Source organism: Serratia sp. Ag1 (assembly GCF_000743355.1).
GTDB lineage: Bacteria > Pseudomonadota > Gammaproteobacteria > Enterobacterales > Enterobacteriaceae > Chania.
In genome coordinates, this window is the sequence record NZ_JQEI01000039.1 from 18240 (window position 1) to 42600 (window position 24361).

Genomic DNA, 24361 nt, shown 5'->3' on the forward strand with positions numbered 1-24361 from the left:
GAACCGGGGAGATCTCTATGAAAAAATCACGTTTTACTGACAGCCAGATCATGTCCATCCTAAAGCTTGCCGAGGCCGGAACGCCGGTGGCTGAACTGTGCCGCGAGTATGGCATGAGCAATGCCAGTTTCTATAAGTGGCGTTCACGTTTTGGCGGGATGGATGCCTCCATGATGGCCCGTCTGAAAGAGCTGGAAGACGAAAATCGTCGTCTCAAAAAGATGTATGCCGAAGAGCGGCTCAAAGCCGAAATCATTCAGGAGGCCATGGCAAAAAAGTGGTGACGCCATCGCGTCGAAAGCGGATGGCACAGCACGCGGTCAGAAGCCGAAACGTCAGCGTGCGTTTTGCCTGTAAGCTGTTTGTGGTCAGCGAAAGTTGCTATCGCTATCAGCCTCAACTGAATGCAGAAAATGACCTCATTGCTGACTGGCTGCTCCGCATCACTGACAGTCAGCGCAACTGGGGATTTGGCCTGTGTTTTTTATACCTGCGCAACGTAAAAGGCTTCCGGTTCAACCCTAAGAGGGTGTACCGAATTTACTGCGAGTTGTCGCTGAATATGCGAATAAAGCCGAAAAAGCGACTGAAGCGGGATAAACCTGAACCGTTGGCGGTGCCTGAAAGCAGCAACGAATGCTGGTCGATGGACTTCATGCATGATCAGCTATCGGATGGTCGCTCAGTCCGTCTGCTGAATGTTATCGATGATTTTAACCGTGAGGCACTGGCAATAGAGGTCGATTTTTCTCTACCAGCGAATCGGGTTGTGCGAACATTGGAACGGCTCATCGAATGGAAAGGAAAACCGACAGCTATACGGTGTGATAACGGGCCAGAATATACAGGCAAAATACTGACGTCATGGGCAGTTCAGCAGAAGATAGCCCTTCGTTTTATTCAGCCCGGCAAACCTCAGCAGAATGCCTATATTGAGCGATATAACCGGACGGTGCGTTATGACTGGCTGGGGCAACACCTGTTTACATCACTGGATGAATTACAGGACTATGCCACTCAGTGGCAATGGTTTTATAATCACGAAAGACCGAATATGGCGTTAAATGGCTTTACACCAATGCAGCATATTCAACGTATGACCTGATCCTACTTATCACCTCCGTTAAAAAGGGGGGGATTACCGTTTGCCGGATTAGGATTAAGCCGAATTTCCAGGTTTTCTATTTCTCGTTGTACGGTGGACAGCGGGTGGTAAGAAGTACCCAGGGCCGCGTGGATGTTGGCTGCGCACCATCGACTACAAGCCACTCGAATTATTTTAGATATATATTTCCTTCAGATTCATAGCCCCAAATTAGTGATATCGGCCGGATGTGATAACGCTGAACCCTGAGGTTTCTTGTATATATATTCAGTACAGCGTAATCTCTTGGTCTTAACATCATTTTCGGTGCGGCCACATAGCCGCCATACAAATAGGACGATTAGTTTATATTTATGAAAAAGATATTACTGACCTTACTCATGTCGATTTTTTTACTCAACGGCTGTAATGACTCACAAACGCTCGCCACCCCAGCGGAAAATAATGCGCTCGTGCTGGGTATTGATCGGCCCGAAGTTTATGGCCCGTTGTTATCGGGTAAACGGGTGGGGTTGATGGTTAATCAAAGCTCGATTGATTCATCAGGGCAGCATGCGATCGAGAAATTAATTGCATTGCAGGCTCAATATAATTTTACCGTCACCACACTTTTCTCGGTAGAACATGGACTACGGGGCAATGAAGAAGCTGGATTTGGCGATAAAGATTATATCGACCCCGCAACTGGCCTGCAGGTCTGGTCGCTGTACGGCAATGATGCGAATGGTAAACGATTAGCTCACCCTTCCGAAGAAAAATTAGCCAACGTCGATGTGGTGATTTTTGATCTGCAGGATGTCGGGGTGCGGTTCTTCACCTATACCATCTCAATGCAGTGGATGATGGAAAGCATTCAGGCCTATGGCAAAGAGTTTATGGTATTTGATCGTCCCAACCCTAATGGGGACTCTATTTATGGCCCGTTACTGGAGCAGGAGAATGTCTCCAATATCGGCATCGCCCCGGTTCCTATGGCTCATGGTTTAACTTCTGGTGAATTCGCGCAGATGATTGTCGGCCAAGGGTGGCTGAAAGGTGTCGACAATGCGGATAACCGTTGGGATTTGTTTGGCCTGCCAGAATATCGTCTTCCTGCTGGCCAGCTACATGTGATTGCCATGAAGAATTATACCCATGCCACGCCTTATTCATTGCCTAAACCCCCATCACCTAATTTAAGAACCGACATGGCTATCCGTATGTATCCTTCATTAGCGCTGTTTGAAGCCACCAGCGTAAATATGGGGCGCGGATCTGACTATCCGCATGAGCAAACGGGGTATCCGGATAACCAATTTTATATCAATACCGAATATCAGATTAGCTCAGGGATAACGGCATTAGGTTGGCCACAGGGTGGGCAATATGTCTGGGGGCAGAGCTATCGCCAAGAAGTCACCGGAGTTTCGCCTCAACAGAGAAAGCCCTCAATTCAGCCATTTGTGCAGTGGTGGTTCAACATGGAGAAATATGGCTACCAAACCTATGTAGGCTATGACCAAGAGAGCAAATATCTGCAAAACGCGGATCGTTATTATGTGGTACGCCCTGCGTGGCTGGCAAAACTGGTGGGGAGCAAATCATTTCTGGAGGAATTAAAAGCTGCCAGCGAGAATAACCTCACGGAAGAAGAAACCATCCAGCAAATAGAGGCTGGCTGGCAACCTGATTTACAGGCTTATAAGGCTATGCGTCAGAAATATACGCTCTATAAAGATGGGATTTAATTTTTGGTAATTGGCCTGCAGTTTGCCATTATCACCGATCATCAAAGGGGCTGTTGCAGCCCCTATATACCCGTCATACTTCAAGTTGCTTGGGTGTTGGCTGCGTTACTCGGCCCATACTGGGCCTCGCCCCTTCGAGGCCGCTGCAAGCAACTCGAATTATTTTGGGTATAGCATTCATTCTTTCACTGCCTGAATGGCTCCCGACAGTTCAGGGGCATTGGTCATTTTACCCATCACGAACGCCAGATTGGCTGCCGCGACTAAAGCAGCGGCATGCGCGTCCGCACTCATTTGTTGTGCATTCAACAGCCCATTGGCAGCCTCGTTGGCCACCGTTATGGTACCGACACCATTGCGATAAGACTCCAGCGCGGCGTCGTAGGCAATAAACGACGTTTTCACGAGATTTAACGCCGCCTGATTGGATTCAAGTGCAGAACGCAGGGTATCCGCCGCAACCACAATTTCACGCACGGCCAACTCTTTCGTTTTCTTAAAGCCTTCAGCAGCAACTGCCGCGCGAGATTCAGCCTCTTTAACTCTGGCAGCACGGATTCCCCCCTCATAAAGAGGAACACTGACACCAACCAGAATACTGGAGGATGAAGTTTGCTGGCTGATTCCCGGCAAACCTTGAATATCGAAGCGCCCATCGCCACCCGCAATAGCTCCGGCAAGATAGACTTTCGGCAAGAAGTCGGCCTCAGCCGCTTTGATACCGGCCTTGGCGGCTTCGGCGGCCGCATAGCTGGCTAACACATCTGGCCGCTGGGAAAGCGCCAGCCGAATCATCTTTTCCGTTGGCGGGCTGGCAGCATCCGGTAACGCACGATCCTCAGCATAACCAACTGTTATCGCCAATGAAGGACTCACCCCCATTGCACCCAGTAATGCCTGATAGGCATCACGTTCAGTTCCCTTAGCCACTACGCGGCGCAGCTCAGACTGAGCGACTTGCTGTCGTGCCAGCGCCACCTCTACTACCGTCGCAATCCCATTCTTGCGGCGTTGTTCTGCAGCATCCTGAATCTTCAGGCTATTCTTCAGCGTCTGCTCCGCTATTTGGCTCTGAACCAGCGCGGCACCATATTGGAAATAAGTACGAGTGACATCATAAATCAGCTTCTGGTGCATGCCATTAAAGCTGACATTGGCGGCATAGGAGCTCTTTTCAGCGGCATCAAGCAATGCGCTACGTTGCCCAAAATCAAAGATAAGCCACTGCAATGCCAGAGCAGGAACAACCGCACTGCCGGTGGTTGTCAGATCCTTTTGGTTGCCGAGCGCATAAGGCAACGGCGTGGTTGTACTTTGGTAGCCACCAATCACGCTCGCTGAAATTATCGGTAAAAATACCGCCTCCCCCATTCCAACCGCCAGAGCCGCTTGCCGTGCCTGCTGCCAGGCAATACGGGTATCAGGATTCTGGCTTTGGGCGATATCAATCAGCTCTGGTAACGAATAAGCGCGATCGCTTTTGATGGTGGGGGGCGGCGTCAATTCCGCCACCATGGGGTTTGGCGGTACAGAAAAGTTGCCACTCCCTACGGCAGCCCCGGTCTTCACATCCGGCGTCCAGGGTTCGGTATAAGATGCAGGCGCAAGATCCAAACGATCCGTAGCACAGCCGGTGAGCAGCAAACTCAATACCGAGCAAGTCAGGCTGATTTTGGCTATTCGAGCCATCAGGACAGCGTGCATCGTCATATCATTCAATTCCCAGAAGTTCCCTAAGCCGCTTTATACGTTCTTGAATAGTAATATCAATCGGTGATAACCCTGACCGTAATGAGGCACTATGCTGTCGCAGCTCATTAGGTAAGACGATGGCGTTATCGTCTGCCGAAAGTCGACGCAGTTGCTCTGCATCTGACGCAGATTTTTCAGTAGGTAAAAACAGCACCGGGCATAATTTCCCCATCTCATCCAGTATTGCTTGCAAGCGGGCATATTCACCCTGCGAGAGGCGCAGTTGTGCGGGTTCAAAGGGCACCAGCGCCAACTCTTCCTGCGCCAGGGTGATATCCGCCTCAATGGTGGTTGCTTCTCTTAGGGCCGCAGACCGTGCTTCGGGCGGCAACGCGGCCAAGTTTGCCAATCCCTTCAACGCATCACTAATATGGATGCGCACCGTGTCTGCAATCGCCACTGGCCATATCCGGGTAAAAATCACATACACCACCAGATTACCCAGCAAGATACCGAGCACCCTGTCGAGAGCCACGCCCATATCAGTGCTCGGCCCAAAGCCTTGTAGCACCGTCAGCAGGAAAGCCAGCCCGACCTGCACACCGGCATACGCGATCCGCTCGTTGCCACATGACACCCAAGCAGCCAACAAAATGCAGCCAAACACCAGCGCCATCAATTGCCCAATATCATTCAGATGGGGGATAATAAACGCTATCGCCAACACCCCCATCAGCGCCCCGAACAGGCAACCAATGATCCGTAATACCAGTTTATGAACGGTCTCACCGGTCGTCCCTAACGCCGCAACATAGCAAGTGATCATGGCGGTATGAATATCCTGCCAATCCAATGCGGTGTAGATCAGATAGCAAATGAGAGCCGCTGCCGTGGTTTTCAGTGCAAACCGCTGATGAATCGGGTTGCTCAAGGCATCCGCCGCAAAGAAGGAGGATTTCGGGGCATTTAAATCTTGCTCGTCATTGCCATTCGCCAATGCGATCAGCGCGTTTTTTATCTCCTCGGTTTCATCCCCGCTATTCTCGCTAGCAAACCGGGGATTAACCGCCAGGCCACCTGCAGCAATCGCCTGCGCAGCCTCGCGGCAGTATGCTGCAAGCTCAAGACGCACATTTTCTGGTGAGTCAGAAGGCAAAACCGACGTTGCCAGCAGCAACCGGTAACTGCTTTTTACGGCATTTTCAAGCCAAACGGCTTCGGTTGCGGGCCGGAGATGAAAAATACGCACAAAAAGTGCCCGCTGCTGATGCTCACTTTGGCCTTCCTGCAACAATTCCCCAACACGGGCCAGAGTGGCTGCATCAGGTTGCTGCAATGCCTCGGCTACCGTGAATAATCGCTCGGATAAACTGGCTCGCAATAATGTCTGAGGCGAGCGTCCGAAGAAAAGGTTAAACCCAATAATCAGCAACATCGGGGAAACAGCCATTAACCAAGCGTACAATAACCCCCGCGTGGCAACCTCGCCCATTGGGATATCACCTAGCAACGTCATCACAAACGCAATAACCAGCGCAATAATACTGCCTACCGGGCCAAGCTTGCTGGCGGAACCGAGATAAAGAAACAGAAACGAGCTGACAATCAACGTCGCCATGCGTAATGGCACCGCTTCCAAAGTGAAATGAATAAGTAGAAATACCAGCCCGACGACCAGCGAGACCAAGACGATAATGGCGGTAGCCATCACCATGCTTTCTACACCATCCGGCTTCATGACGAAAATAATGAGATAGCAACTAATCGCGGATTCCGGGATGCCATACACCATTGCCACCATCGCCATCAGCGCACAAAGGGCCGCGACGCGCCAGGCCATGGCCACTCGCCCTGGGAAATAGGCCAAATCGGCTTTTGCCTGGCGGATTAAGCCGCCAAACGTCCCGTCAGCAACCATCGTCATTGCGCACTATCACGACAGCCGTCGCCCCAATACGCATCAGCTCCTCCGGCGGTTTCTCCAGACTGATCCGCACAGGAAAACGCTGAACCACGCGCACCCAATTTAATGACTTTGGTACATAAGGCAGGCCACGAGGGATATTCAACATATCCTCCGAGCTAACGCCCCAACCGATCCCCTCAACCCGCCCCTGAATGGCACGCTGCCTGTCGGCCATCGCGTACACGGTAGCGCAATCCCCCACTTTGATATTCTTCAATTCTGTTTCACGGAAAAACGCCGAAGCATGCCAATGCTCGGTATTGATAAGGGTAAAAATCGATTGCTCAGGCACCACAAACTCCCCAACGGAGACCGTCAGCCCCACAACACGACCATCATGGGGCGCACGCACTTGGGTATTCGCCAGCGCGCGTTCCGCAATAGCCAACGCAGCGCGGCGCGCGGCCACCAGCGCTTCAGCCGCCGCCGTGCTGCTCACCAGAGCTTCGGCAGCAGAGGACTGTTTTAAGGCCTGTTTCAGGCTGACCTCGGCATCGTGTTTCGCCGTCATCGCATCATCAACCTGCTGAGCGGTCACATAGCCTTTAGGCAGCAGAGGTTGTAAACGGGCAAGCGTCTGAGTCGCCAACTTGAGATTGGCTTGCGCTCGCAGAATCTGTTCGTTGGTAATCGCTGCATTGGATTGTTCAGCCACCACCGTCCGTTGCTGAGTATCGCGGGCAGCTTCCGCTATTTTCAGCTCGGCCTGCGCCTGTTCGACCTGCAGCCGATAGAGATCCGGCTCAATAGAAAACAGCAAATCACCGCGCTGCACTTTGCTGTTTTCCGCAACGTTAATCGTGAGAATACGGCCAGGCACCGAGCTGGCGATATGTACCACACTGGCCCCCAACTCGGCATCTTCAGATAACGGATTCAAGGTGGTCTGCCTTACCGCAAACCAACCCGATATCAATGCCGCTACGATAATGACGCCTGCGACCACGAGGGCCAACTGCCGCCGGTGCCCACTCCCTGATAGTTTATTCATATGCATTATTCATCGCGTAAACAACAATAGGGAACAGAGGAATGCCACAGCGAGCGCCAGACAGACATACACAAACAGCCGCCATGGCAACGCCTCATCAATACCAACACGAATAAACAGAACGCGCGCCATGATCGCCGCGATTATCCCGATAAAGGCACAAGCCATCCAGGCAGGGAAGTAAGAGCCAATCAATGAAAATGAGGGAGCCTCTCCCACCGTACAGCCGCTCAAAACGCTCACCAACAGCAGAGCCCAAAGCCGACCCCATTGGTGACGTTGCGCGGTACTGAAAAACGTGAAGGAAAAAACCCGCAGCTTCCTGAAGGAAGTCATATTATTCATTGAACAACCTCAATTAACCTGCCCCACCAGAAAGCCGGGTCTATCCCCCTGGACAGCAACTACTGGCCGCTTCCCAATGTATTCTTGAAAATTTGCCCATTTTTCATAATTAACCGGAATGCTTTCTCCGGCTGAGCAATAAGTTGAATATCATCCAGCGGATTACCATCGACCAGAATCAGATCGGCCAACGCGTCATTTTCCACCACCCCCAACTTACCGGGGTAAGGATTCCTTGGGCCAGAGAGGGCGCAAAGTTCCGCGTTAACACTCGTCGCCATCTTGAGCACCTCAAGCGGTGAATACCAGCGGGTCAGCTTGGCTAATTGCGCCCCCTGCCGGGTGGCCAGCCGGGCATCGAACAGCGTATCGGTGCCCCAGGCCGTCTTGATGTTATATTTTTTCGCCAACATATAGGCAGTATCAGTACCCGCAACCATTTCGAGCTGCTTGGCACGTGATGCCGGGCTGGCCATAGGAACCGCATCCTCATCATCAAGGAAGGGTTGCAGGCTCCACCAGATGCCTTTTTCTGCCATTAACTGAACGGTTTCCTCATCCACCAACTGGCCGTGTTCAATGCACTTAACCCCGCCGTTGATCGCCATGGTGACGGCTCTGGCCGTGTAGGCGTGGACGGTAACATAAGTCCCCCAGTTTTCAGCCGCTGTAACCGCCGCCTGTATTTCAGGCACAGAACCTTCCGTTACGCTGATGGAGTCATACATTGAGGCCACACCGCCGCCAGCCATATATTTGAGTTGCGATGCTCCTCGCATCAATTGCTCTCTGGCGCGCAACAAGACTTGGTCAACACCGTCGGCAATCGCCGTCATGCCAACACGCTCAGCGTAACTCAGAGGGTCTGATGGTGTATGTGGCAGTTCGCCAATCAAGCGAAAATCACCATGCCCACCGGTTTGGGTAATAAAGGCACCAGAAGGGAAGATACGTGGCCCCGTCGCCACTTGCTCATCAATGGCACGTTTCAAGCCAAAAACCGGCCCACCCATATCACGCACGGTAGTGAAACCCCGCATCAATGTGGCATCGGCCTCCGCAATCGCCAGCGCTTGGATATAGTTAAAATCCGCCGTCATGGCTGTCATCATCGATGGACGAGCCATAATGGCATGCCAGTGTGCGTCAATCAGCCCCGGCATCAATACGCCACCACCACCGTCAATCAGCGCGACATCGGGAGGCAATGGCGTATCTGCGGGCTCTACCGACTTGATCCTGTTACCCTCCACCACTACCCGCAGCCCATCCCGCAGGCTGTCCGAAACACCATCAAAGACGCGAATATTTATAAAAGCCATTACTCGCGCAGCATTATCTGTGGCATCTCTGTTTTGTGTCCTGGCGCCCGGGACAGCCGCGGCCACCGCCGCTCGGGTGATGGGGGCCGCTTGGGCCGCTTTCTGCGAAAATACCGTATTAATACGCACAAAGGCCGGGCTATGGCAGAGGCAAGCGTCAGAATGAGTGCATGGAACCTGAATTAATGGCATATGAGGCATAACGCTCTCCATGATTAATGACCGCACAGAATATGATGATTTTTTCTAGCATAGAACAATCTTAATCTTAACTACTTATTTTAATGAAAAATATTTAAAATCTGGGCCGGGAACTGTTTTCTGCTTGCCAGGTAAATGGCGCAAAATCGCTATTTTCATCACGCCAGTCTGGTTTACGGGCGAGATAAATCAGGAATGGCAGTACCACAAAGAACAGCGTGGTAGCCAGCAGGATCCCTACATATTCGGTTGGACTACCCACCGAAATTTGGCTGGGTGGAATAAAACTGAACACGAAAGCCAGAATTGAGCCAATAAGCCCGGCGCCACCAATCAACCACATCCCAATCGCCCCACCGGGAATGTGATATGGCCGTGGACGCTTCGGCTGGCTGTAACGCAGATAAATAGCGGAGCTGAACATCAGCATGTACATGATCAGATACAAGATAACGGTCAGTTGACTCATTATTTGATACGCAGCCTGTACAGAAGGTAATACCACAAACAGTATCGCCAACAGGGAAACCAGCAGCGCCTGTAACAGTAGAATATGGGTTGCCATGCCATTCTTATTGGTGTGTTGCCACCAACGCGGCAGGTAACCCGCTTTGGCCACAACTAACAGCCCGGAGGACGGGCCAGCCACCCAGGTGACGACACCGGCCAACACCCCAATAGCCAGAGCAAAGGCAACGATTGGCCCCAACCATTCCAGATGAGCCCACTTGAACATAGCATCATAGGCCACCAGCAGGCTTTGAGTCAGACTGATATCAGATTGTGGAATAATAAAGGCGATAGCCAGAGTACCTAATACAAAAATAAGTACAGTGCCCACTGCAGAAAGCATAATAGCAATCGGGTAGTTCTTGTTAGGGTTATCCACATCTTTAACATGGATAGCATTCATCTCCATACCCGCATAAAACAAGAAAATACTGGCTGCCAGCACCACATTATCAAAGTTGGTAAAATCAGGAACCACCTGACTCCAGTCTAATTTTATTTGTGGTGCTCCACCGCCGATTAAATAAGCAAAACCTAACACAATCAGAATAACCGCTGGAATAATGGTGCCGATGATTCCGCCCCACTTGGCAACCTTGGCGAAAGTCTCAACCCCTTTAAAGGCAATAAAGGTGGCTAACCAATAAATAAACAGCACAATGCCCAACACAAAGAATTTGTTAGCGGACAGGGCCTCATCCCAGCGTTGCTCGGGCCCGACAAAAGCCAGTGATACCGCAGCAAAGGTCAGTGCGGTTGGGAACCACACGGTGACCTCGATCCACAACATAAACATGGCCAGAAACGCTAAGCGTGGGCCAAATGCTTCACCAACCCAACGAAATACGCCCCCTTTTTCAGGCCAGCCGGTGGCTAATTCTGCGGCCACCAGTGAGACTGGAATCAAAAAAAATACCGCTGCAAATAAATAATAAAAGATTGAACCCAAGCCATATTCAGCCTCAGCGGGCAATCCCCTTAAGCTAACGACAGCGACGATATTCATAATCGCCAACGTAGTAATACCCAGTTTTTTTACTGGAACTGCCGTTTTAGCCGTTCCAATACCGGAGACATTATTTGACATAATTTATCCACCTGATTGGGCGGCATAATGCCGCCTTGGTTTATACCCTTCATACTTCAAGATATAAAGGTTAAGAATCAGAATAAAAATCGCCAGCCGGTTTAGGTATGATTAAAACTATTCTGCCCTGCCTCCCCGCCAAGAGATGGATGCTCACTCAAGTACTTCAATGCAGATTTAACGTCGTCTAAAAACAAATCGGCAAAATCTATCTCAAAGCCGCGACGGCACATGATACGCATCACTGTGACATCCGACATACCCCCGCTGAGTGCAAAGGCGGGAACCTGCCAGCCACGTAGACGCAACCGCTCAGACAGGTCATAGAGCGTATAACCTGGATTTTCCCCTTCTCTGATGCGAAAACAGACCGCTGGGATCCCTTCCGTCGGTAAACCTTTGCAATAAAACTCATAGGGCCCCAATGGCGCCAGCGCGTTAGCCAGATATTGCGCCACCTGATAAGAAGCTGTATGTACCTTGGTGTACCCTTCCCGGCCCAGACGCAAAAATTCATAGTACTGAGAAATCACTTGCCCAGCCGGGCGAGAGAAGTTGATCGCAAACGTCCCGACCTGCCCACCAAGATAATCAACATTAAAGACCAGTTCTTCCGGTAAGGCTGCAGCATCACGCCAAATCACCCAACCGCAACCTAACGGCGCCAACCCGAACTTGTGACCCGATGTACTGATGGATTTAACGCGTGGCAAACGGAAATCCCAAACAATCTCGGGGGCGACAAACGGCGCCAGAAAGCCACCGCTGGCAGCATCAACATGGATATCAATATCCAGGCCGGTATCTTGATAAAGTTGGTCAAGTGCGTCACTCAGTTCCTGCGGGAATTCATAATTACCGGTATAGGTCACCCCAAAAGTCGGCACGACGCCAATCGTGTTCTCATCACAGGCTTCAACCATACGCTTAGGGTCCAAAAACAACTGGCCCGGTGCCATCTGAATTTCACGGATTTCAACATCCCAATAACGGGCGAATTTATGCCAACACACCTGCACAGGGCCACAGACAAAATTCGGTTTATCCGTTGGCTTGCCCGCAGCTTGCCTTTTTTTGCGCCAGCGCCATTTCATTGCCATACCACCCAGCATGCAGGCCTCCGAAGAGCCGATGGTATTGGTACCCACCGCCTGACCATTTTGTTGCTTAGGGGCATTCCATAAATCGGCCATCATGTTCACACAGCGCATGTCTATAGCGGCAGACTGGGGATATTCTTCTTTATCTATCCAATTCTTATTGATTGAGAGATCCATCAGTTTATGGACATTATCGTCATCCCACGTCTGGCAAAACGTAGCCAGATTTTGCCGCGCATTGCCATCCAGCAGGAGTTCATCATTAATGATCTGGAAAGCAATATCTTCACGCATTTCCTCTTGCGGGAAATGTTTATTTTCTACCCGATTACGAATGGCTTCAGAACCAAAACGAGAGTCCAAAAACTCCGCCCGATATTTCTCTGTAGCTTTTTTAGTCATTTCATACCCCTCGTAAAAATAGAGATCCAACTAAAGCTAGAACAATAAAATCACCAGCACAAGCGTAGAAAAAAATTTAATTTTCGCTTCTACCCGACGGTTACTTATATGTTATAGGGGTTTCTATTAGTGATAGGGAGTTAATAGACCGTATAATAAATTAGCTTTTTTAATGTTTATTAATATCACCAAGCAACTTGAAGTATGACGGGTATAATTGTCGTTAACGGTTTACGGGAGAGATGAGGAAAAAAGGGTCTGATAGGCCAAAAAAAGAGGGGGAAACTCAGTTATATTATAAGCTTAGTAAAGTTAATAATTTATAATTAACGGGTAAGTAACCTTCTGTTTTATTAATCGGCATGCCAAAGAAAACAGCAAATCATTAATTGGCACGCAGGGGATTGTCGTTAAAATTCAATCCCCTGCCCAAAATGCAAGACTATGGCACCGTCAGAATCGCCGTGGCCGAACCGAAGAAATCCCCCGCATCTACGTTACCCACTTTAGTTAGAGTGGAAACGAACTCCAACGGCATCTTGATGTTCGCTAAAGCACGTACCCTCGTTCCCGTTGAACCACTCACCCCGCCAATGGTCAACCTGGATTTCAGACTGCCGTCGCTTCTGAGGTTGACCATCCCATTCCCGCCAGATCCTGCTGCGTAGACCACAACGTCCATATCTTGCGTGCAACGGATATAGCCAGTCTGCCGAGCCTGGTTCCCTTCAATATCTTTCAACTGAATCTGCCCATGGGTCAGTTCAATGCTGGTTTCGGTAAATTCACACTTGCCCACTGGCGGCGGTACAATACCGCATAAACTACTGGGCATCATGGGATTACCCAGAGCGTTGGATGTCCCTGTCGAAGCCTTATAGTAGATCCCGACACACTCCTGGGTGACCGCCGGCCCACTGTGGCTCTGTGTGCCGCTGCGTGGCAGGGAGTAATTACGCTGAAAAGCCGCCCCTACCTCACCGACTGTCCGGTAAATCTGAATACCATTAATAAATTCGTTACCATCCGATACCCAATTACCGGATTCACCCGCATCGCTGTGGCGGTGGCCGATAAATGCCGTACATTGTGACCATCCATAACAAGGATTTGGTGTGGAATCGTTAGTGTCCCAATATTCGATAGTCCACCAATATTTCGCATTCGAGGGGGTTCCCTCACTTTTGGTAATATAAGAATAAATTGCACTCTGGGCGCTAAAAGCTGTCAGTATCGCAACAGCCAAAAGAATATTTCTTATGGCTTTCATAAACACTCCTGTGATTATCCCTTATCCGCGCCTGTCAATCAGTCACAGCGTTGATTTCAGGTAAGCCGTATTAAATAGATTATTCATATTCCAATAAAAACGTTGCACTAGCGGTAAAACCGCCAGGATTAATGCTTTTCTGGATAATGGCTTCGGGTTCACCCTGCACATAAGCCCGCAGGCTGAGCGTATTATTACCAGCAAGTAACCCCTGGTTATAACGCCCGCTATTGAGTGCCACCAGACTACCCTGCTGCGTTTCAATACCGATCGCAATACCCTGGGTCTGGCTCGCCCCCGATATCGCCAACAGTCCGTTAAGCTTGGTATTTTCAATACCGGAGAACGTCAGCTTTACCATATTCCCCAAGCTGATATCACAATCATCCAGATGCAATACCAAAGGCTCACCCAGGGTACGACCATTGAGATAAAGATATTTCTCAACGATTGAACCAAAATCGACCGTAATATTTTCATCCGCCGCGCGCAATGTGCAGGGCTCTGCGACTAATGCCCCCTTGAAGCGCACATTGTCGGCTGCCGAGGCTGGGCCAGATAAACCGCCAACCCCGATCATTATGGGTAATAACAGCGCTGAAAACCGCATCATATCGCTCCCTCTTATTGGTAATCAGCCTGAAGCGTGACTGCCGCTTCAAAGGGGCCTTCGGTTAACAATACCCCCGGCTTTTGTACCGGCACGGCTTTGAGTTGGGGCCGACTTAATGGTGTGATAGTCAGCTCACTGCCCAAGGTAAAGGGTTGGCCGTCACGCAGGATCTTAATGCCCAAGTCGCTAATATTGGTTTGTACCGCCGCATTATCAAACGGGGTACGGTTGCCGGTGAGCTTCAGCTTTAACACCCAACTCTGCGTATTGGGCTCACAAACCAGACTATAGTTAATGTCCTGCATATAATTAACACCGTCGATCTTTTTAATGCCGACCTTCTGCCCGAAATCAACGGTGATATTATTGCCGCTGTTGATAGTGCAGGGAGGCGGTTCGATTAACGTGCCTCGAAATGCCACATCGCCAGCGGCAAACGCCATCGATAAATATCCACTTAAACCCGCTACCAGCAGGGAAAACTGTAAAATCCGCATGACTCCGCTCTCCCTCTGTTTACTGGTAATCGATTAATAACGTTGCGCCTGCCGTAAACTCACCGCCACTCAAGGTCGCCCCACTTTGCTTGACCAGCACCGCATACAGTTCAGGTTTGCTGGGGTAGGTATAGTTGAACCAGGTATTGGCATTTAACGATTGGTTGCCATTATATAAAGCGATGCCTAAACCACTTTTATTGGTACGCAGCAGCGCCGCATTAAAATCGGCGGTATTGCCCTGTATGCTCATTTTCAGATTATTGGTTTTCTGAATATCACAACTCAGGCTATAAGTAATCGCCTGCTTATAGTTAACGCCATCAATACGAGTGGTCATCACTTCATCACCAAAATCCACCCGGATCGTTTGATTATTATTAATAATACAGGGCGGAGGGAGGATGACCGTCCCCCGGATATTCACCGGTATATTAGCGATAGCAGGAGCACTCATCAGTAAAACGCCCACTAATATTCCCAAGCAATATTTACTTACCGCTCCTGTGCGCATCTCGCCCCGATGGTCTCCATCTGGTGCAGGATAATATTGTTGCATTCGTTCTCTCCTTGCAGGCTGACCCGCGTCCTCTCCCTGTGACCTGGCGCGGCCAGCCTAGGCTAGCCCTTCTTCTCCGAGACCAGTTGGCAATCTGCTCCACCGCATCTGAACGTCAACACCGGGCGGCCACCATAGTCATTGACGTAGGTCAATACCGGCGAATTACCCAACACCGAGGCGGTCACGCCCAGCGGCATACTCCCCTTCGGATCTAACATCAGTGGTTCAAACCCCGGCGCGCTGACACCTTTTTGGCTGCCCGCATCCACCAGCGTCACGTAATAAGGCGTCGGGTTGTTGACCACATACTTGTCACCCTGCCTGCTCAACGTCAGTTGCTCCTGCCATGGCGTTGCCATCTCTGCCGTGGTCTTCACCAGCGCCTTTGGCCGATAGAACAGCTTGATGCGTGTCTGTAGCGCGATCTGCAATGTGTTAGCCTTGTCGCTCTTGGGGGGGATCTCACGCAAATTAAAGTAATACAGCGTTTCCCGATCCTGTGGCAGTTGGTTCGCCGTCGGTAACGCCTGAACCTTGACCTGGCTTTTCGCACCGGGTTCGATACGCTGTACCGGTGGTAACACCGTCAGCGGGCCGGTGATCTTGTTGCCCTGGGCATCCTCTATCCAGCCCTGTGCCAGATACGGCAGTTGCGGGTTATCATTATTCACGCTCAGGCTGACCGACTTATCCCCGCCAGCAAAGATAATCCGGGTACGATCCAGCGCGATAGCCGCTTGGGCCTGCGTCGCCAGTACGCACAACAAAGATCCGGCGGTCAGCGCCATCACCGTATTCATTCTCTTCATTTCATGCCCCATCATCGTATTGTCTCAGCGTTTGTCTGTACTGCAGCCAAATCTGTTGTGGTTGTTTTTGGTGAGATAATCCTGCATGGCAACAGTAATTCTCGCGTCCCTTCCGCAGGCAGCACGGTAGGTAATGTCAGCTCACATTGCGCCCGTTCGTCCCAGTGCACCGTCATGGTTTCGCCGCGCTGGATGCCGCTCAGGTAGACACTGCCGCCGTCGTTGACGATCCCCACATCGCGTTTTTTCAGGTTCTGTACCGTCGCCCCGAATGGCGGCATGGTGCCGTTCTCCAGACGGATAGTAGCCATCGCTTTCTCACCGGCAACCACGTCAAATCGGCGGTAACCTATGGCACCTTCAGTCAGCGTGGCTTGCACCACCGACTTCAGCGCTTCGGCGTTATCGGGCAACTGATCCAGGTCGATGTTCACCCGATTACGGTAGTAACTGTTCATATCCGCCACTACGGCCTTGCCATAACGGTTCGTCAGCATCGGTGCGCCGTAGTTGCGGATAGGGATCCCCGCGACTCCATCGGTATCCACCAGCAGGCGGGTGCCGCCCGGTACCGCGACGCGGTGGAGCGCCGCACCTTCACGGGTGGCGGTCATTCCGCCCTGGAACGCCAGCCCCACCGTGCTGTAACTGCCTCTCTGGGCACTGGCCGTGGCATTGATCTGGGCCCAATCGGCCTGATGGCTATAGAAGCCGCTTGCCAGCGCACCATTGCGTGTCCATCCACTGCTGACCTGATAGCTGCCGCGATCGCCGACGCGATCGGTGTAGCTGACGCGGTGTGTGTTGTCATTGCGATCCCATGTCCCGCTATAACTGACTGAGCCTCGGTTACCCCAAGGCAGTGACAGCGACAGGAACACCCCATCATCATTCAGCCCGTTGTACTGATTGCGATAACCGGTCAGCGACAGGCTGAGGTTCTTGAAACGGCCAATGTTGAGGTAGCGCATCAACGACAGGCTGTAACGATCGTTGGCATCCCGATCCCAGTAGGTCTGGTGGTCGTAGTTCAGATTGGCCGTCAGCCCTATGTCACGGAACTGCTGGCTGTATGACACCGTATACATTTCTTTGCTGTTCTGGCTGCGAGCACCCAGGTTACGCACCTCGATAAACTCTCCCATGGTCATAAAGCTGCGTTCCGAGAAGCGATAACCGGCAAAAGTCACCTGACCGCCAATCTGATCGAAGTTCTTTGAATAACGCAGGCGGTACGAGCCGCCACTCAGGGTTTCTTGCGGTAAGCGCGCCCAGGATTGCGTCACGTCAAACGACAGCGCCCCTAAAGCCATCAGATCCCGGCCTATACCCAGCGCCAATGCGTTGTACTCATCACCGGCCAGGCCACCGCCAAACAGCGACCAACCGTTGTTAACCCCCCAGGAGAATTCACCACTGCCAAACAGTGGGCCCTGCGTACGATGCCGCCAGTCGGTTGGCCGCCCACTCGCCAGTTTGTAACGGATCATGCCAGGGCGTGTCAGGTAGGGGATGCTCGCCGTGCTGATGCTGAACGCCTGTACGCTGCCGTCCTGCTCTTCGACACGGACATCCATCAGCCCCGATACTGCGTTATTCAGATCCTGAATACGGAATGGCCCGGCGGGAACCAAGGTTTCATACAACACCCGCCCCTGCTGGCTGACCACCACTCGGGCGTTGGTACGTGCCACGCCACTCACTTCTGGTGCATAGCCGCGCAGGTTCGGCGGCAGCATGGCGTCATCACTCACCAGACTCACCCCGGTATAGCGGAAGCTGTCAAAGATGTCGGAATTCAGGAAATCCTCACCCAACGTCAGCTTGGCCCCTAACCGCGCAATCGCCCGGTAAGCCGTGTATTGAGTCCACTCGAATCTTTGATTGACGGGTTGCCCCGAGCCGGTCTGATGATCAACCTGTGTCTGCCAACTGGCCCGCAACCGCCAGCTGCCCGCATTGGCCCCTACCAGCCCGTTACCGCTCAGGTTATAGCCTTTTTGTACATTGTCGTTCTGGGTTTGACGCTGAGTTTGGGCGTTGATGTTGTAATCCAGCAGCAGCCCGGGAATGCCATCATCCCAACGTGATGGTGGATCCCAATCGGCGGCGCTGTATTCCAGATAAGCCTGCGGCACACTCAGATACAGGGTGTTGTTACCCAAATCGGTGCGCACCGTCATCCCGGCCAGGCTACCGATCGCCAAGCACTGGCCGTTATGCCACCAGGTCAGTTGGCGGGAGAATTCTTCCTTGAGCCCGATTTGCTCCACCAGCTTGGCCGGAAGGCAGGCCTCAGTGTTAGCCGGATCTTTTTCTGCCGGATAGAACTGAATCGACTGCTCTGACAATTCCTGTTGGTTAACGTTGACCACCAGACTGTATTCACCCGGCATGACATAACCAGCACGGGCAAAACGCTTCAGATCGATATTGCCGCGTTCCTGCACATCCAGCACGTCGGTGTTAAATTCGATGGGTTGTGCGGCAGACACCTGGCCGTTCACCAATGCCAGCGCAATCAACAATGGCAACAGGCGGGGGCGGGGAACCGGTACTCCTACAAGTGGGGTGCTCATCATCCATTGACCTTTATGCGTTAATAACTTTCACGGGCGTTATGGTTGTTATTGAAGGGAATACTCTGCCGAGAAAGTAAATCTGTCTTGACGCGCTGACAGTCCATCATCACGCCAGCGTGCTACTCAGTAATACTCAATTTGGTAGCGCACCAGAGCGGTATAAGTACCGGTCTGCAACGGCTGATTATTGCTCACCATACGAGCGGTATAATTCAGGCGCATTTCCTTGGCCTGTAATACCGGTATCTGCGGTGGTAATGGTTCACCAGGCGTCGCTTCCTGGCCTTGCGCATCGCTCAATACCAGCGCCACGCCACGGGCCTCGCCGTCCACGCCAAAACGGCCATTCTCATTACGGCCATCAAAGGTGACACGAAAATGCTGCTTGCCCAGGATACTGTCGCCAATGTGTTTCAGCGCACAGTTCACCAGGCCAATACTGAAAGAGCGCGCCAATGCCTGACTGTTGTTGACCACCTGATCAAAAGGCAACGTACCCATCTCGACAGTTTGGTCATGGCTTTTAATATCGATATCGCAAGCGGTAGCCACTATGGCCCCATTGATGTTGAGGCTGCTTCCTCCCCACGCGGGCAGCACAGTAACAGCGCCCACCAGTAACAGCAGCGTGGCAGCGGTAAAGGTATTCCCTGACATCCCTGACTCCCGTTACGGACCGCGAAAATAAAGGCTGCATGCGAAAACGCATGCAGCCACGTCCAATCTTAGTTGTATGCCAACGTAAAGTTGGTCGTCGCGGTGAAGTCACCTTCTTCGATATCCGCCAACGTAGTACCGGCATGCCCCTGCAGATAAGCAGAGAAGCTCAGGGTGTTGGCCCCAGCCAGCAGGTTTTGTACGGTGGTTGCGGTACCCAATGTGATCGGTTGGTTAGAACCGTCAAACATCGCAATGCTCGCACCGCGAGCACCAGTGATGCCCAGCAGGGTATTGGTGCTACCTGTAGCGCCACCTGATGGGCCACCGAAGGTGACTCTTACTTTGTTTTTGCTGGAGATATCGCAACCTTGCAGTTTGATATCAAAATTCAGTACGCTGGATTTGCCGCCATTCACCAAAGCCACATTAGCTACCTGACCAAAGCTCTTGGTCTGGTCGAGGCTTTCTGGTGCGATAGAGCAAGGCGCATCAATGATCTTACCGACGAAATTGACTTTGCCCGAACCAGCATCAGCATTTGCCAAGGAAACCATTCCCAGAGACAGAATCGTAGCCAGCGCAATGTTATTCAGTTTCATGCTTTCTTTATCCTTAAAACGTTAATTAACGAGAGATCCTGAGCTATTATTCCGCCGCAATAAAAACCCTACCAGTCAAGTGAAGGCACAGTTTAAATCGGGCAGAGATTGATATATCAGGCAGCATCCTTTCATTTGACATAAAAGAAGGCATCCTTTCCTTCCCCTTTATTTAACAAGGGGCAACACACCGAAAAAGAAACCTCATTTCGGTGCCTTATCCAATGAACAAATCAAACAGAATAAAACAACAGCCTACAAAAAATTCTAGAAAAAAGGGCTTTTATCTGTAAAAAAACAGCCTAATCATCATCTATAAATTATTTTATAATTAAAAAAAAGCAATATTGATGGCTATTTCAACAGTGGCTCACCCTCAGTTAACCCACACCTCTCTTCGGAAAAAATTATTGCAAATGCTTCTGATTTTTGAAAGTATTTTTTCCTAACCGAGCAATTTCGCCATAAAAAACTTATTTTTGTGTACGAATATTCCTATTGCGACCCCAGCGGTCGCAAAATAGGATTAATTAGAATTTTATGCTAAAAAACATTGCAAATGCAACTTCATTGATCGTGTTTTTTGTTTTTACAAAACAATAAGCCATGGTAACTTAGCGTACCGGACTAGCACCCGTATGAAACGAAAGCAAAGCATGGGCTTCTATAGCATCAATCTTATTGCAATAGAGATAAAAATTAGCAGGGCAATATTAGCCCTGGGAAATTAAATTTTATCGAGACACATTAAAAGGAGGTAGTCGATGTCTTCTCGCAATAAAGAAAGAGAAAAGCAACTAAATAATGTACTTAATGCCTTGCGAACCCTCTGCAAGAAGGAGGTTCCCCATACAACCGTTCCCCCGCAAGTAAATTGGCCAAAAACCCGAGAGATCGCCGAATACTGCGAAATTACCATTTACCTGGCGCGTTACTATCTGCTGAGATTGGTTGATGAAAAAAAAGCTTATGTTACCTCTGGGGCACTCAATAACAGTTTACGCTGGTACATCGCCGAATCTGTTCCACTAGCTAAACAACATAGCAAAAGGGAAGAGCTGTCCTGCAGCACAGAAAACTTAATACTCTGATTAACCTTTGAACATCTATCCCAACGTTATTTTGGTCGACATCGATCCATTACAGAGCTGCACCACTCTTATCTTATGCTCTAAATATTTGAGCTTCAGGAGGGCTGTAAGCTTGGGAATAGTGATGTCACAAATAGGGAGTTGATTGAAACGCGGTTTGCTATGGCCGCTATGGGTAGAAGCACTGGATAGTGCCAAGTAGCGCAACCAACATACATGCAACGCGAAATATGGCGAAATCACCGTTTACAGATACCTAGGTAGAAAGGACTCCATATCATGGCACAGCCACTCTCCATCCTGATAGCCGATGCCGACCGCTATTTTGCTAACGGCCTACGCCTTGGGTTACAAGGTTTTTTTCAGTCTCGTGCTCAAGATGTTCATCTGCTTGATGAAACTCAGACCGATGGCGCTGTCGACATCGTTTTCCTGGGCAATATCACCACTAATCCCCCGTGGCTTTACCAATTACACCAGCGTAATTGCCATCCGTTGGTGTTCTTTATCAAACAGCGAGGGCGGAACAAAGAGACTTTCGAACGTGGAGGGCGGTGTGAAAAATGCAATGCAGGGACGCTGTATCGCCATCAGACACTCTTCGTCTTGCTTGAGTTGCTAAATTCCGCGCTGGATTCGCAATCCCCGTTATCAAGCGCATTTCACCGTTCCTGTCAGTGCATGTTCCCGTTAACGCCAAGAGAGACCGATGTCTTACGGTGTATTTACCAAGGGATGAATGGACGTGATACCGGAGCATATTTAGACATCAACGAGAAAACGGCCAATGCTCATAAGCAAAGTGCCATGCGGAAACTGAATTTCAGATGTAACCAAGAGCTTTATCAATGGCTCCTGCAAGGAGGAGGGCATTATTTAAACGAACTGGCCCAGGCACAGTCCCCCCACAACCCCCAGGTGAGCAGACCTTCTGCCACCAACTCTGTTCATCAGTCGGGAGAAAAAACACACGCCAACGGCCAGGTCAAAACGCCAACGGCCAGAACCTATTCTCAGGGCATACTAGTCAGCGACTATCCCCAAATAACGTCAAGATGCAGGTAGACGGCAACGGAACGATTTGAACAGCATCGGCGTAGCTCCGGAAGATGGGCCTGATTAAATCGGGCTCACCTCGATAAAACTCGAGTTCCCCTCCCTCCAGGCCCACCTGAGCCACAAATTGAAAGGCTAGAACTCTGTGCTACGCTTAATACCGTTATTGGTAGCCAAGAACCCGCGCGCAATGCCCTTTAGCTAGCGACGGATTTCTTGCCAAATAGCCGCCAACCGTGACAAGTGACATGGAGGGACACAGCCTGATGCCAGACCCCCTCTCAGAAACTTTCACCAACCCGTCAACAAATAGAAGATCGCTTGCAGGTGACAAAAACTGCTGGCTGCATGGCAGTTTACGCTTTCTGCCTATGTTACGTTTTCGGCAAATACAACAACCATTGCGTTACAGGTAACCAACACCCACAGATGAACGGCATAGTGATTATTCCGCCTGGGCCTGTAGGATGAATTAACGATATTTCTTTACTGGTGAGCTGACGCAGTAGCTGCTTTCCCTCCAACGGTATTGTAAGGAAGAAATGATGAACTTTGAAACTCAGTCAATTGGCGATGTGTTGGTTGTAACTCTTCTGGACAGGCGGTTGGATGCCTCGGTCTCCGCCAAGTTCAAAGAAGATATACAAACCATGATCGCACAGGGGACCCACAAAATTTTGCTGGATTTCAAGCAGGTGGATTTCATCGACAGCAGCTTTTTAGGTGCTTTGGTCTCTCTTTTGAAAACCTTACATGGAAAAGGTGAGTTCGCGGTCTGCTCACTGAACAACAATATTCTCAGCATGTTCAAGTTAACCCGAATGGACAAGATATTTACTATCGGTGCCGATCAAAGTCATGCATTACAACAAATGTGCTCAGTAGCACCTTGATTAACAAGGAATATCTATTATGAAAGCCATGATTCTTGCCGCAGGAAAGGGAACCCGAGCCAGACCGCTGACCACGATATTACCAAAGCCAATGATCCCACTCATTCGCAAACCGATTATGGAATCGATCGTTGAGCATTTAAGAGCCTACGGATTTAATCAGTTAATGGTTAATACCAGCTACCTTTCCTCAGATATCGAGAATTATTTCCGCGATGGCCATGCCTGGGGAGTCGAAATGGGCTACTCCTACGAAGGCGTAATGCAGGGCAATACCTTTGTTGATAACGTGTTGGGCTCTGCCGGTGGCATGAAGCACATCCAAAATTTCTCCGGCTTTTTTGACGACACTTTTGTCGTGGTATGTGGGGATGCCTTGATTGATGTGGATTTCGATCAGGTTCTGGCTTTTCATCGGGCCAGAAAAAGTATCGCCACCCTGATCATGCGCCCCGTACCCACCGATCAGGTGAGTAAATACGGTATTGTCGTCACCGATGAACAAGGCCGGGTCAGTAAGTTTCAGGAAAAACCGAAAGCAGAAGAAGCGTTATCCAACAACGCTAATACCGGCATCTATGTTTTTGAACCCGAGATTTTCAATTACATTCCTGACGGCGTTGAATATGACATTGGCAGCCAACTGTTCCCTAAACTTGCTGATTTAGGCGTTCCTTTCTACGGCATTGCCTTGCCATTCCAGTGGGTAGACATTGGCTCGCTGCAGGATTTCTGGCATGTGAACCGTATGATTCTTAATGGGGAACTGCCTGACTACCCGATGCCAGGTATTCAGGTTGCACCGCAGATCTGGTGTGGACTTAACGTAAAAGCCGATTTTGCCAACCTGGATATCGAAGGGCCGGTCTATATCGGTAGCAGTACCGAGATACAGCCGGGTGTGACCATCCGAGGGCCTGCAATCATTGGGGCAGGCTGCCTCTTGGAGCAAGGTGCGGTGGTCGATCAGAGCTTTGTCGCTGATTACACCCGGGTCGGTGGGATCGCCCAATTGAACCAGCAGATGATTTTTGCCGGAAAGGTGATTTCACCGGACGGAACCGCCATCGATTTGTCGGATGCCGGGTTGAACTGGTTAATTGATGACAAACGGCGCACCGACATTATTACGGCAGAAAAGTCGTTATTCAAAGAGCTACTCGGCTAGATCTGAGCCCGCTCGCCGAGAGGATGCAGGCCCGATCAAGGTGCAGAAGTCAGTCTGCTGCGCTATCGGGCCCGCATCAGGTGAGATACGGCGGCCAACACTTAAAGTGCTAC

General features: G+C 50.6%; 21 protein-coding genes. 6 read left to right on the forward strand and 15 right to left on the reverse strand.

Annotated elements, in window-relative coordinates; translation table 11 throughout:
- Window positions 1-17 precede the first annotated feature (17 nt).
- Both IV04_RS20720 and IV04_RS20725 read left to right on the forward strand, forming a co-directional pair.
- Window positions 18-1105 (forward strand): IS3 family transposase gene (locus tag IV04_RS20720; RefSeq protein WP_152562926.1). Its coding sequence is split into 2 segments (ribosomal slippage): window positions 18-270 and window positions 270-1105, totalling 1089 coding nucleotides; the frame shifts between segments, so codons are not numbered across the junction.
- 353 nt (window positions 1106-1458) lie between these two features.
- Entirely contained in the window at window positions 1459-2832 is a 1374-nt protein-coding gene (locus IV04_RS20725; RefSeq protein ID WP_037395145.1) for an exo-beta-N-acetylmuramidase NamZ domain-containing protein, read from the forward strand.
- A 177-nt stretch (window positions 2833-3009) separates the two neighbouring features.
- Here the strand turns inward: IV04_RS20725 and IV04_RS20730 are convergent, their stop codons facing one another.
- From IV04_RS20730 to IV04_RS20800, 15 genes are all read right to left on the reverse strand, one after another.
- Window positions 3010-4542 carry a TolC family protein gene (locus IV04_RS20730; RefSeq protein WP_051916909.1) on the reverse strand — a complete coding sequence of 511 codons (1533 nt, stop codon included), beginning with the start codon at window positions 4540-4542 and terminating at the stop codon, window positions 3010-3012.
- A gap of 1 nt (window position 4543) precedes the next feature.
- A complete protein-coding gene (locus IV04_RS20735; RefSeq protein WP_037395148.1) occupies window positions 4544-6448 on the reverse strand; it encodes an FUSC family protein in 1905 nt (634 codons plus the stop codon).
- Window positions 6432-7481, reverse strand: coding sequence for a multidrug transporter subunit MdtN (gene mdtN, locus IV04_RS20740; protein WP_037395152.1), 1050 nt, complete (start codon window positions 7479-7481; stop codon window positions 6432-6434). Before mdtN ends, IV04_RS20735 begins: the two co-directional genes overlap by 17 nt.
- A gap of 9 nt (window positions 7482-7490) precedes the next feature.
- On the reverse strand, window positions 7491-7826 hold the full coding sequence (locus IV04_RS24795; RefSeq protein WP_051916911.1) for a YtcA family lipoprotein: 336 nt from the start codon (window positions 7824-7826) through the stop codon (window positions 7491-7493).
- A gap of 59 nt (window positions 7827-7885) precedes the next feature.
- Window positions 7886-9349, reverse strand: a complete 1464-nt coding sequence (locus tag IV04_RS20750; protein WP_037395156.1) for an amidohydrolase family protein — start codon at window positions 9347-9349, stop codon at window positions 7886-7888.
- Window positions 9350-9443: 94 nt separating this feature from the next.
- Window positions 9444-10946, reverse strand: a complete 1503-nt coding sequence (gene gadC / locus IV04_RS20755; RefSeq protein ID WP_051916913.1) for a putative glutamine/gamma-aminobutyrate antiporter GadC — start codon at window positions 10944-10946, stop codon at window positions 9444-9446.
- Between the two features lie 101 nt (window positions 10947-11047).
- A complete protein-coding gene (locus IV04_RS20760) occupies window positions 11048-12448 on the reverse strand; it encodes a glutamate decarboxylase (protein WP_037395159.1) in 1401 nt (466 codons plus the stop codon).
- 442 nt (window positions 12449-12890) lie between these two features.
- The gene (locus tag IV04_RS20765) at window positions 12891-13718 is read right to left on the reverse strand and encodes a hypothetical protein (RefSeq protein ID WP_037395162.1); all 828 of its coding nucleotides are present in this window, start codon (window positions 13716-13718) and stop codon (window positions 12891-12893) included.
- A gap of 79 nt (window positions 13719-13797) precedes the next feature.
- Window positions 13798-14328: a fimbrial protein gene (locus IV04_RS20770; protein WP_037395217.1), complete on the reverse strand. Its 531-nt coding sequence runs from the start codon at window positions 14326-14328 to the stop codon at window positions 13798-13800.
- Between the two features lie 14 nt (window positions 14329-14342).
- Window positions 14343-14828 carry a fimbrial protein gene (locus tag IV04_RS20775; RefSeq protein ID WP_051916915.1) on the reverse strand — a complete coding sequence of 162 codons (486 nt, stop codon included), beginning with the start codon at window positions 14826-14828 and terminating at the stop codon, window positions 14343-14345.
- Window positions 14829-14847: 19 nt separating this feature from the next.
- Window positions 14848-15285, reverse strand: coding sequence for a fimbrial protein (locus IV04_RS20780; RefSeq protein ID WP_152562927.1), 438 nt, complete (start codon window positions 15283-15285; stop codon window positions 14848-14850).
- 164 nt (window positions 15286-15449) lie between these two features.
- Complete coding sequence (locus IV04_RS20785; RefSeq protein WP_037395225.1) at window positions 15450-16199, reverse strand: fimbria/pilus periplasmic chaperone; 750 nt, start codon at window positions 16197-16199, stop codon at window positions 15450-15452.
- An 11-nt stretch (window positions 16200-16210) separates the two neighbouring features.
- On the reverse strand, window positions 16211-18781 hold the full coding sequence (locus IV04_RS20790; RefSeq protein ID WP_081893263.1) for an outer membrane usher protein: 2571 nt from the start codon (window positions 18779-18781) through the stop codon (window positions 16211-16213).
- A 123-nt stretch (window positions 18782-18904) separates the two neighbouring features.
- The gene (locus IV04_RS20795) at window positions 18905-19438 is read right to left on the reverse strand and encodes a fimbrial protein (protein WP_051916918.1); all 534 of its coding nucleotides are present in this window, start codon (window positions 19436-19438) and stop codon (window positions 18905-18907) included.
- Between the two features lie 68 nt (window positions 19439-19506).
- Window positions 19507-20040, reverse strand: a complete 534-nt coding sequence (locus tag IV04_RS20800) for a fimbrial protein (RefSeq protein WP_037395166.1) — start codon at window positions 20038-20040, stop codon at window positions 19507-19509.
- 764 nt (window positions 20041-20804) lie between these two features.
- Here IV04_RS20800 and IV04_RS20805 point away from each other — a divergent pair.
- The 4 genes from IV04_RS20805 (at window position 20805) to IV04_RS20820 (ending at window position 24248) form a co-directional block, all read left to right on the forward strand.
- Entirely contained in the window at window positions 20805-21131 is a 327-nt protein-coding gene (locus IV04_RS20805; protein ID WP_051916919.1) for a FaeA/PapI family transcriptional regulator, read from the forward strand.
- 279 nt (window positions 21132-21410) lie between these two features.
- Entirely contained in the window at window positions 21411-22196 is a 786-nt protein-coding gene (locus tag IV04_RS24800) for a LuxR family transcriptional regulator (RefSeq protein ID WP_051916920.1), read from the forward strand.
- Window positions 22197-22732: 536 nt separating this feature from the next.
- Window positions 22733-23080 (forward strand): STAS domain-containing protein, encoded by a 348-nt coding sequence (locus IV04_RS20815; RefSeq protein WP_037395169.1) that lies wholly within the window; start codon window positions 22733-22735, stop codon window positions 23078-23080.
- Window positions 23081-23099: 19 nt separating this feature from the next.
- Entirely contained in the window at window positions 23100-24248 is a 1149-nt protein-coding gene (locus tag IV04_RS20820; protein WP_037395171.1) for a sugar phosphate nucleotidyltransferase, read from the forward strand.
- Window positions 24249-24361 lie beyond the last annotated feature (113 nt).

Coding starts and splice junctions, on each gene's coding strand:
- IV04_RS20725 (WP_037395145.1), top strand. CDS start 1,459: ATGAAAAAGATATTACTGACCTTACTCATGTCGATTTTTTTACTCAAC.
- IV04_RS20730 (WP_051916909.1), bottom strand. CDS start 4,542: ATGACGATGCACGCTGTCCTGATGGCTCGAATAGCCAAAATCAGCCTG.
- IV04_RS20735 (WP_037395148.1), bottom strand. CDS start 6,448: ATGACGATGGTTGCTGACGGGACGTTTGGCGGCTTAATCCGCCAGGCA.
- mdtN (WP_037395152.1), bottom strand. CDS start 7,481: ATGAATAAACTATCAGGGAGTGGGCACCGGCGGCAGTTGGCCCTCGTG.
- IV04_RS24795 (WP_051916911.1), bottom strand. CDS start 7,826: ATGAATAATATGACTTCCTTCAGGAAGCTGCGGGTTTTTTCCTTCACG.
- IV04_RS20750 (WP_037395156.1), bottom strand. CDS start 9,349: ATGCCTCATATGCCATTAATTCAGGTTCCATGCACTCATTCTGACGCT.
- gadC (WP_051916913.1), bottom strand. CDS start 10,946: ATGTCAAATAATGTCTCCGGTATTGGAACGGCTAAAACGGCAGTTCCA.
- IV04_RS20760 (WP_037395159.1), bottom strand. CDS start 12,448: ATGACTAAAAAAGCTACAGAGAAATATCGGGCGGAGTTTTTGGACTCT.
- IV04_RS20765 (WP_037395162.1), bottom strand. CDS start 13,718: ATGAAAGCCATAAGAAATATTCTTTTGGCTGTTGCGATACTGACAGCT.
- IV04_RS20770 (WP_037395217.1), bottom strand. CDS start 14,328: ATGCGGTTTTCAGCGCTGTTATTACCCATAATGATCGGGGTTGGCGGT.
- IV04_RS20775 (WP_051916915.1), bottom strand. CDS start 14,828: ATGCGGATTTTACAGTTTTCCCTGCTGGTAGCGGGTTTAAGTGGATAT.
- IV04_RS20780 (WP_152562927.1), bottom strand. CDS start 15,285: ATGAGTGCTCCTGCTATCGCTAATATACCGGTGAATATCCGGGGGACG.
- IV04_RS20785 (WP_037395225.1), bottom strand. CDS start 16,199: ATGAAGAGAATGAATACGGTGATGGCGCTGACCGCCGGATCTTTGTTG.
- IV04_RS20790 (WP_081893263.1), bottom strand. CDS start 18,781: ATGATGAGCACCCCACTTGTAGGAGTACCGGTTCCCCGCCCCCGCCTG.
- IV04_RS20795 (WP_051916918.1), bottom strand. CDS start 19,438: ATGTCAGGGAATACCTTTACCGCTGCCACGCTGCTGTTACTGGTGGGC.
- IV04_RS20800 (WP_037395166.1), bottom strand. CDS start 20,040: ATGAAACTGAATAACATTGCGCTGGCTACGATTCTGTCTCTGGGAATG.
- IV04_RS20805 (WP_051916919.1), top strand. CDS start 20,805: ATGTCTTCTCGCAATAAAGAAAGAGAAAAGCAACTAAATAATGTACTT.
- IV04_RS24800 (WP_051916920.1), top strand. CDS start 21,411: ATGGCACAGCCACTCTCCATCCTGATAGCCGATGCCGACCGCTATTTT.
- IV04_RS20815 (WP_037395169.1), top strand. CDS start 22,733: ATGAACTTTGAAACTCAGTCAATTGGCGATGTGTTGGTTGTAACTCTT.
- IV04_RS20820 (WP_037395171.1), top strand. CDS start 23,100: ATGAAAGCCATGATTCTTGCCGCAGGAAAGGGAACCCGAGCCAGACCG.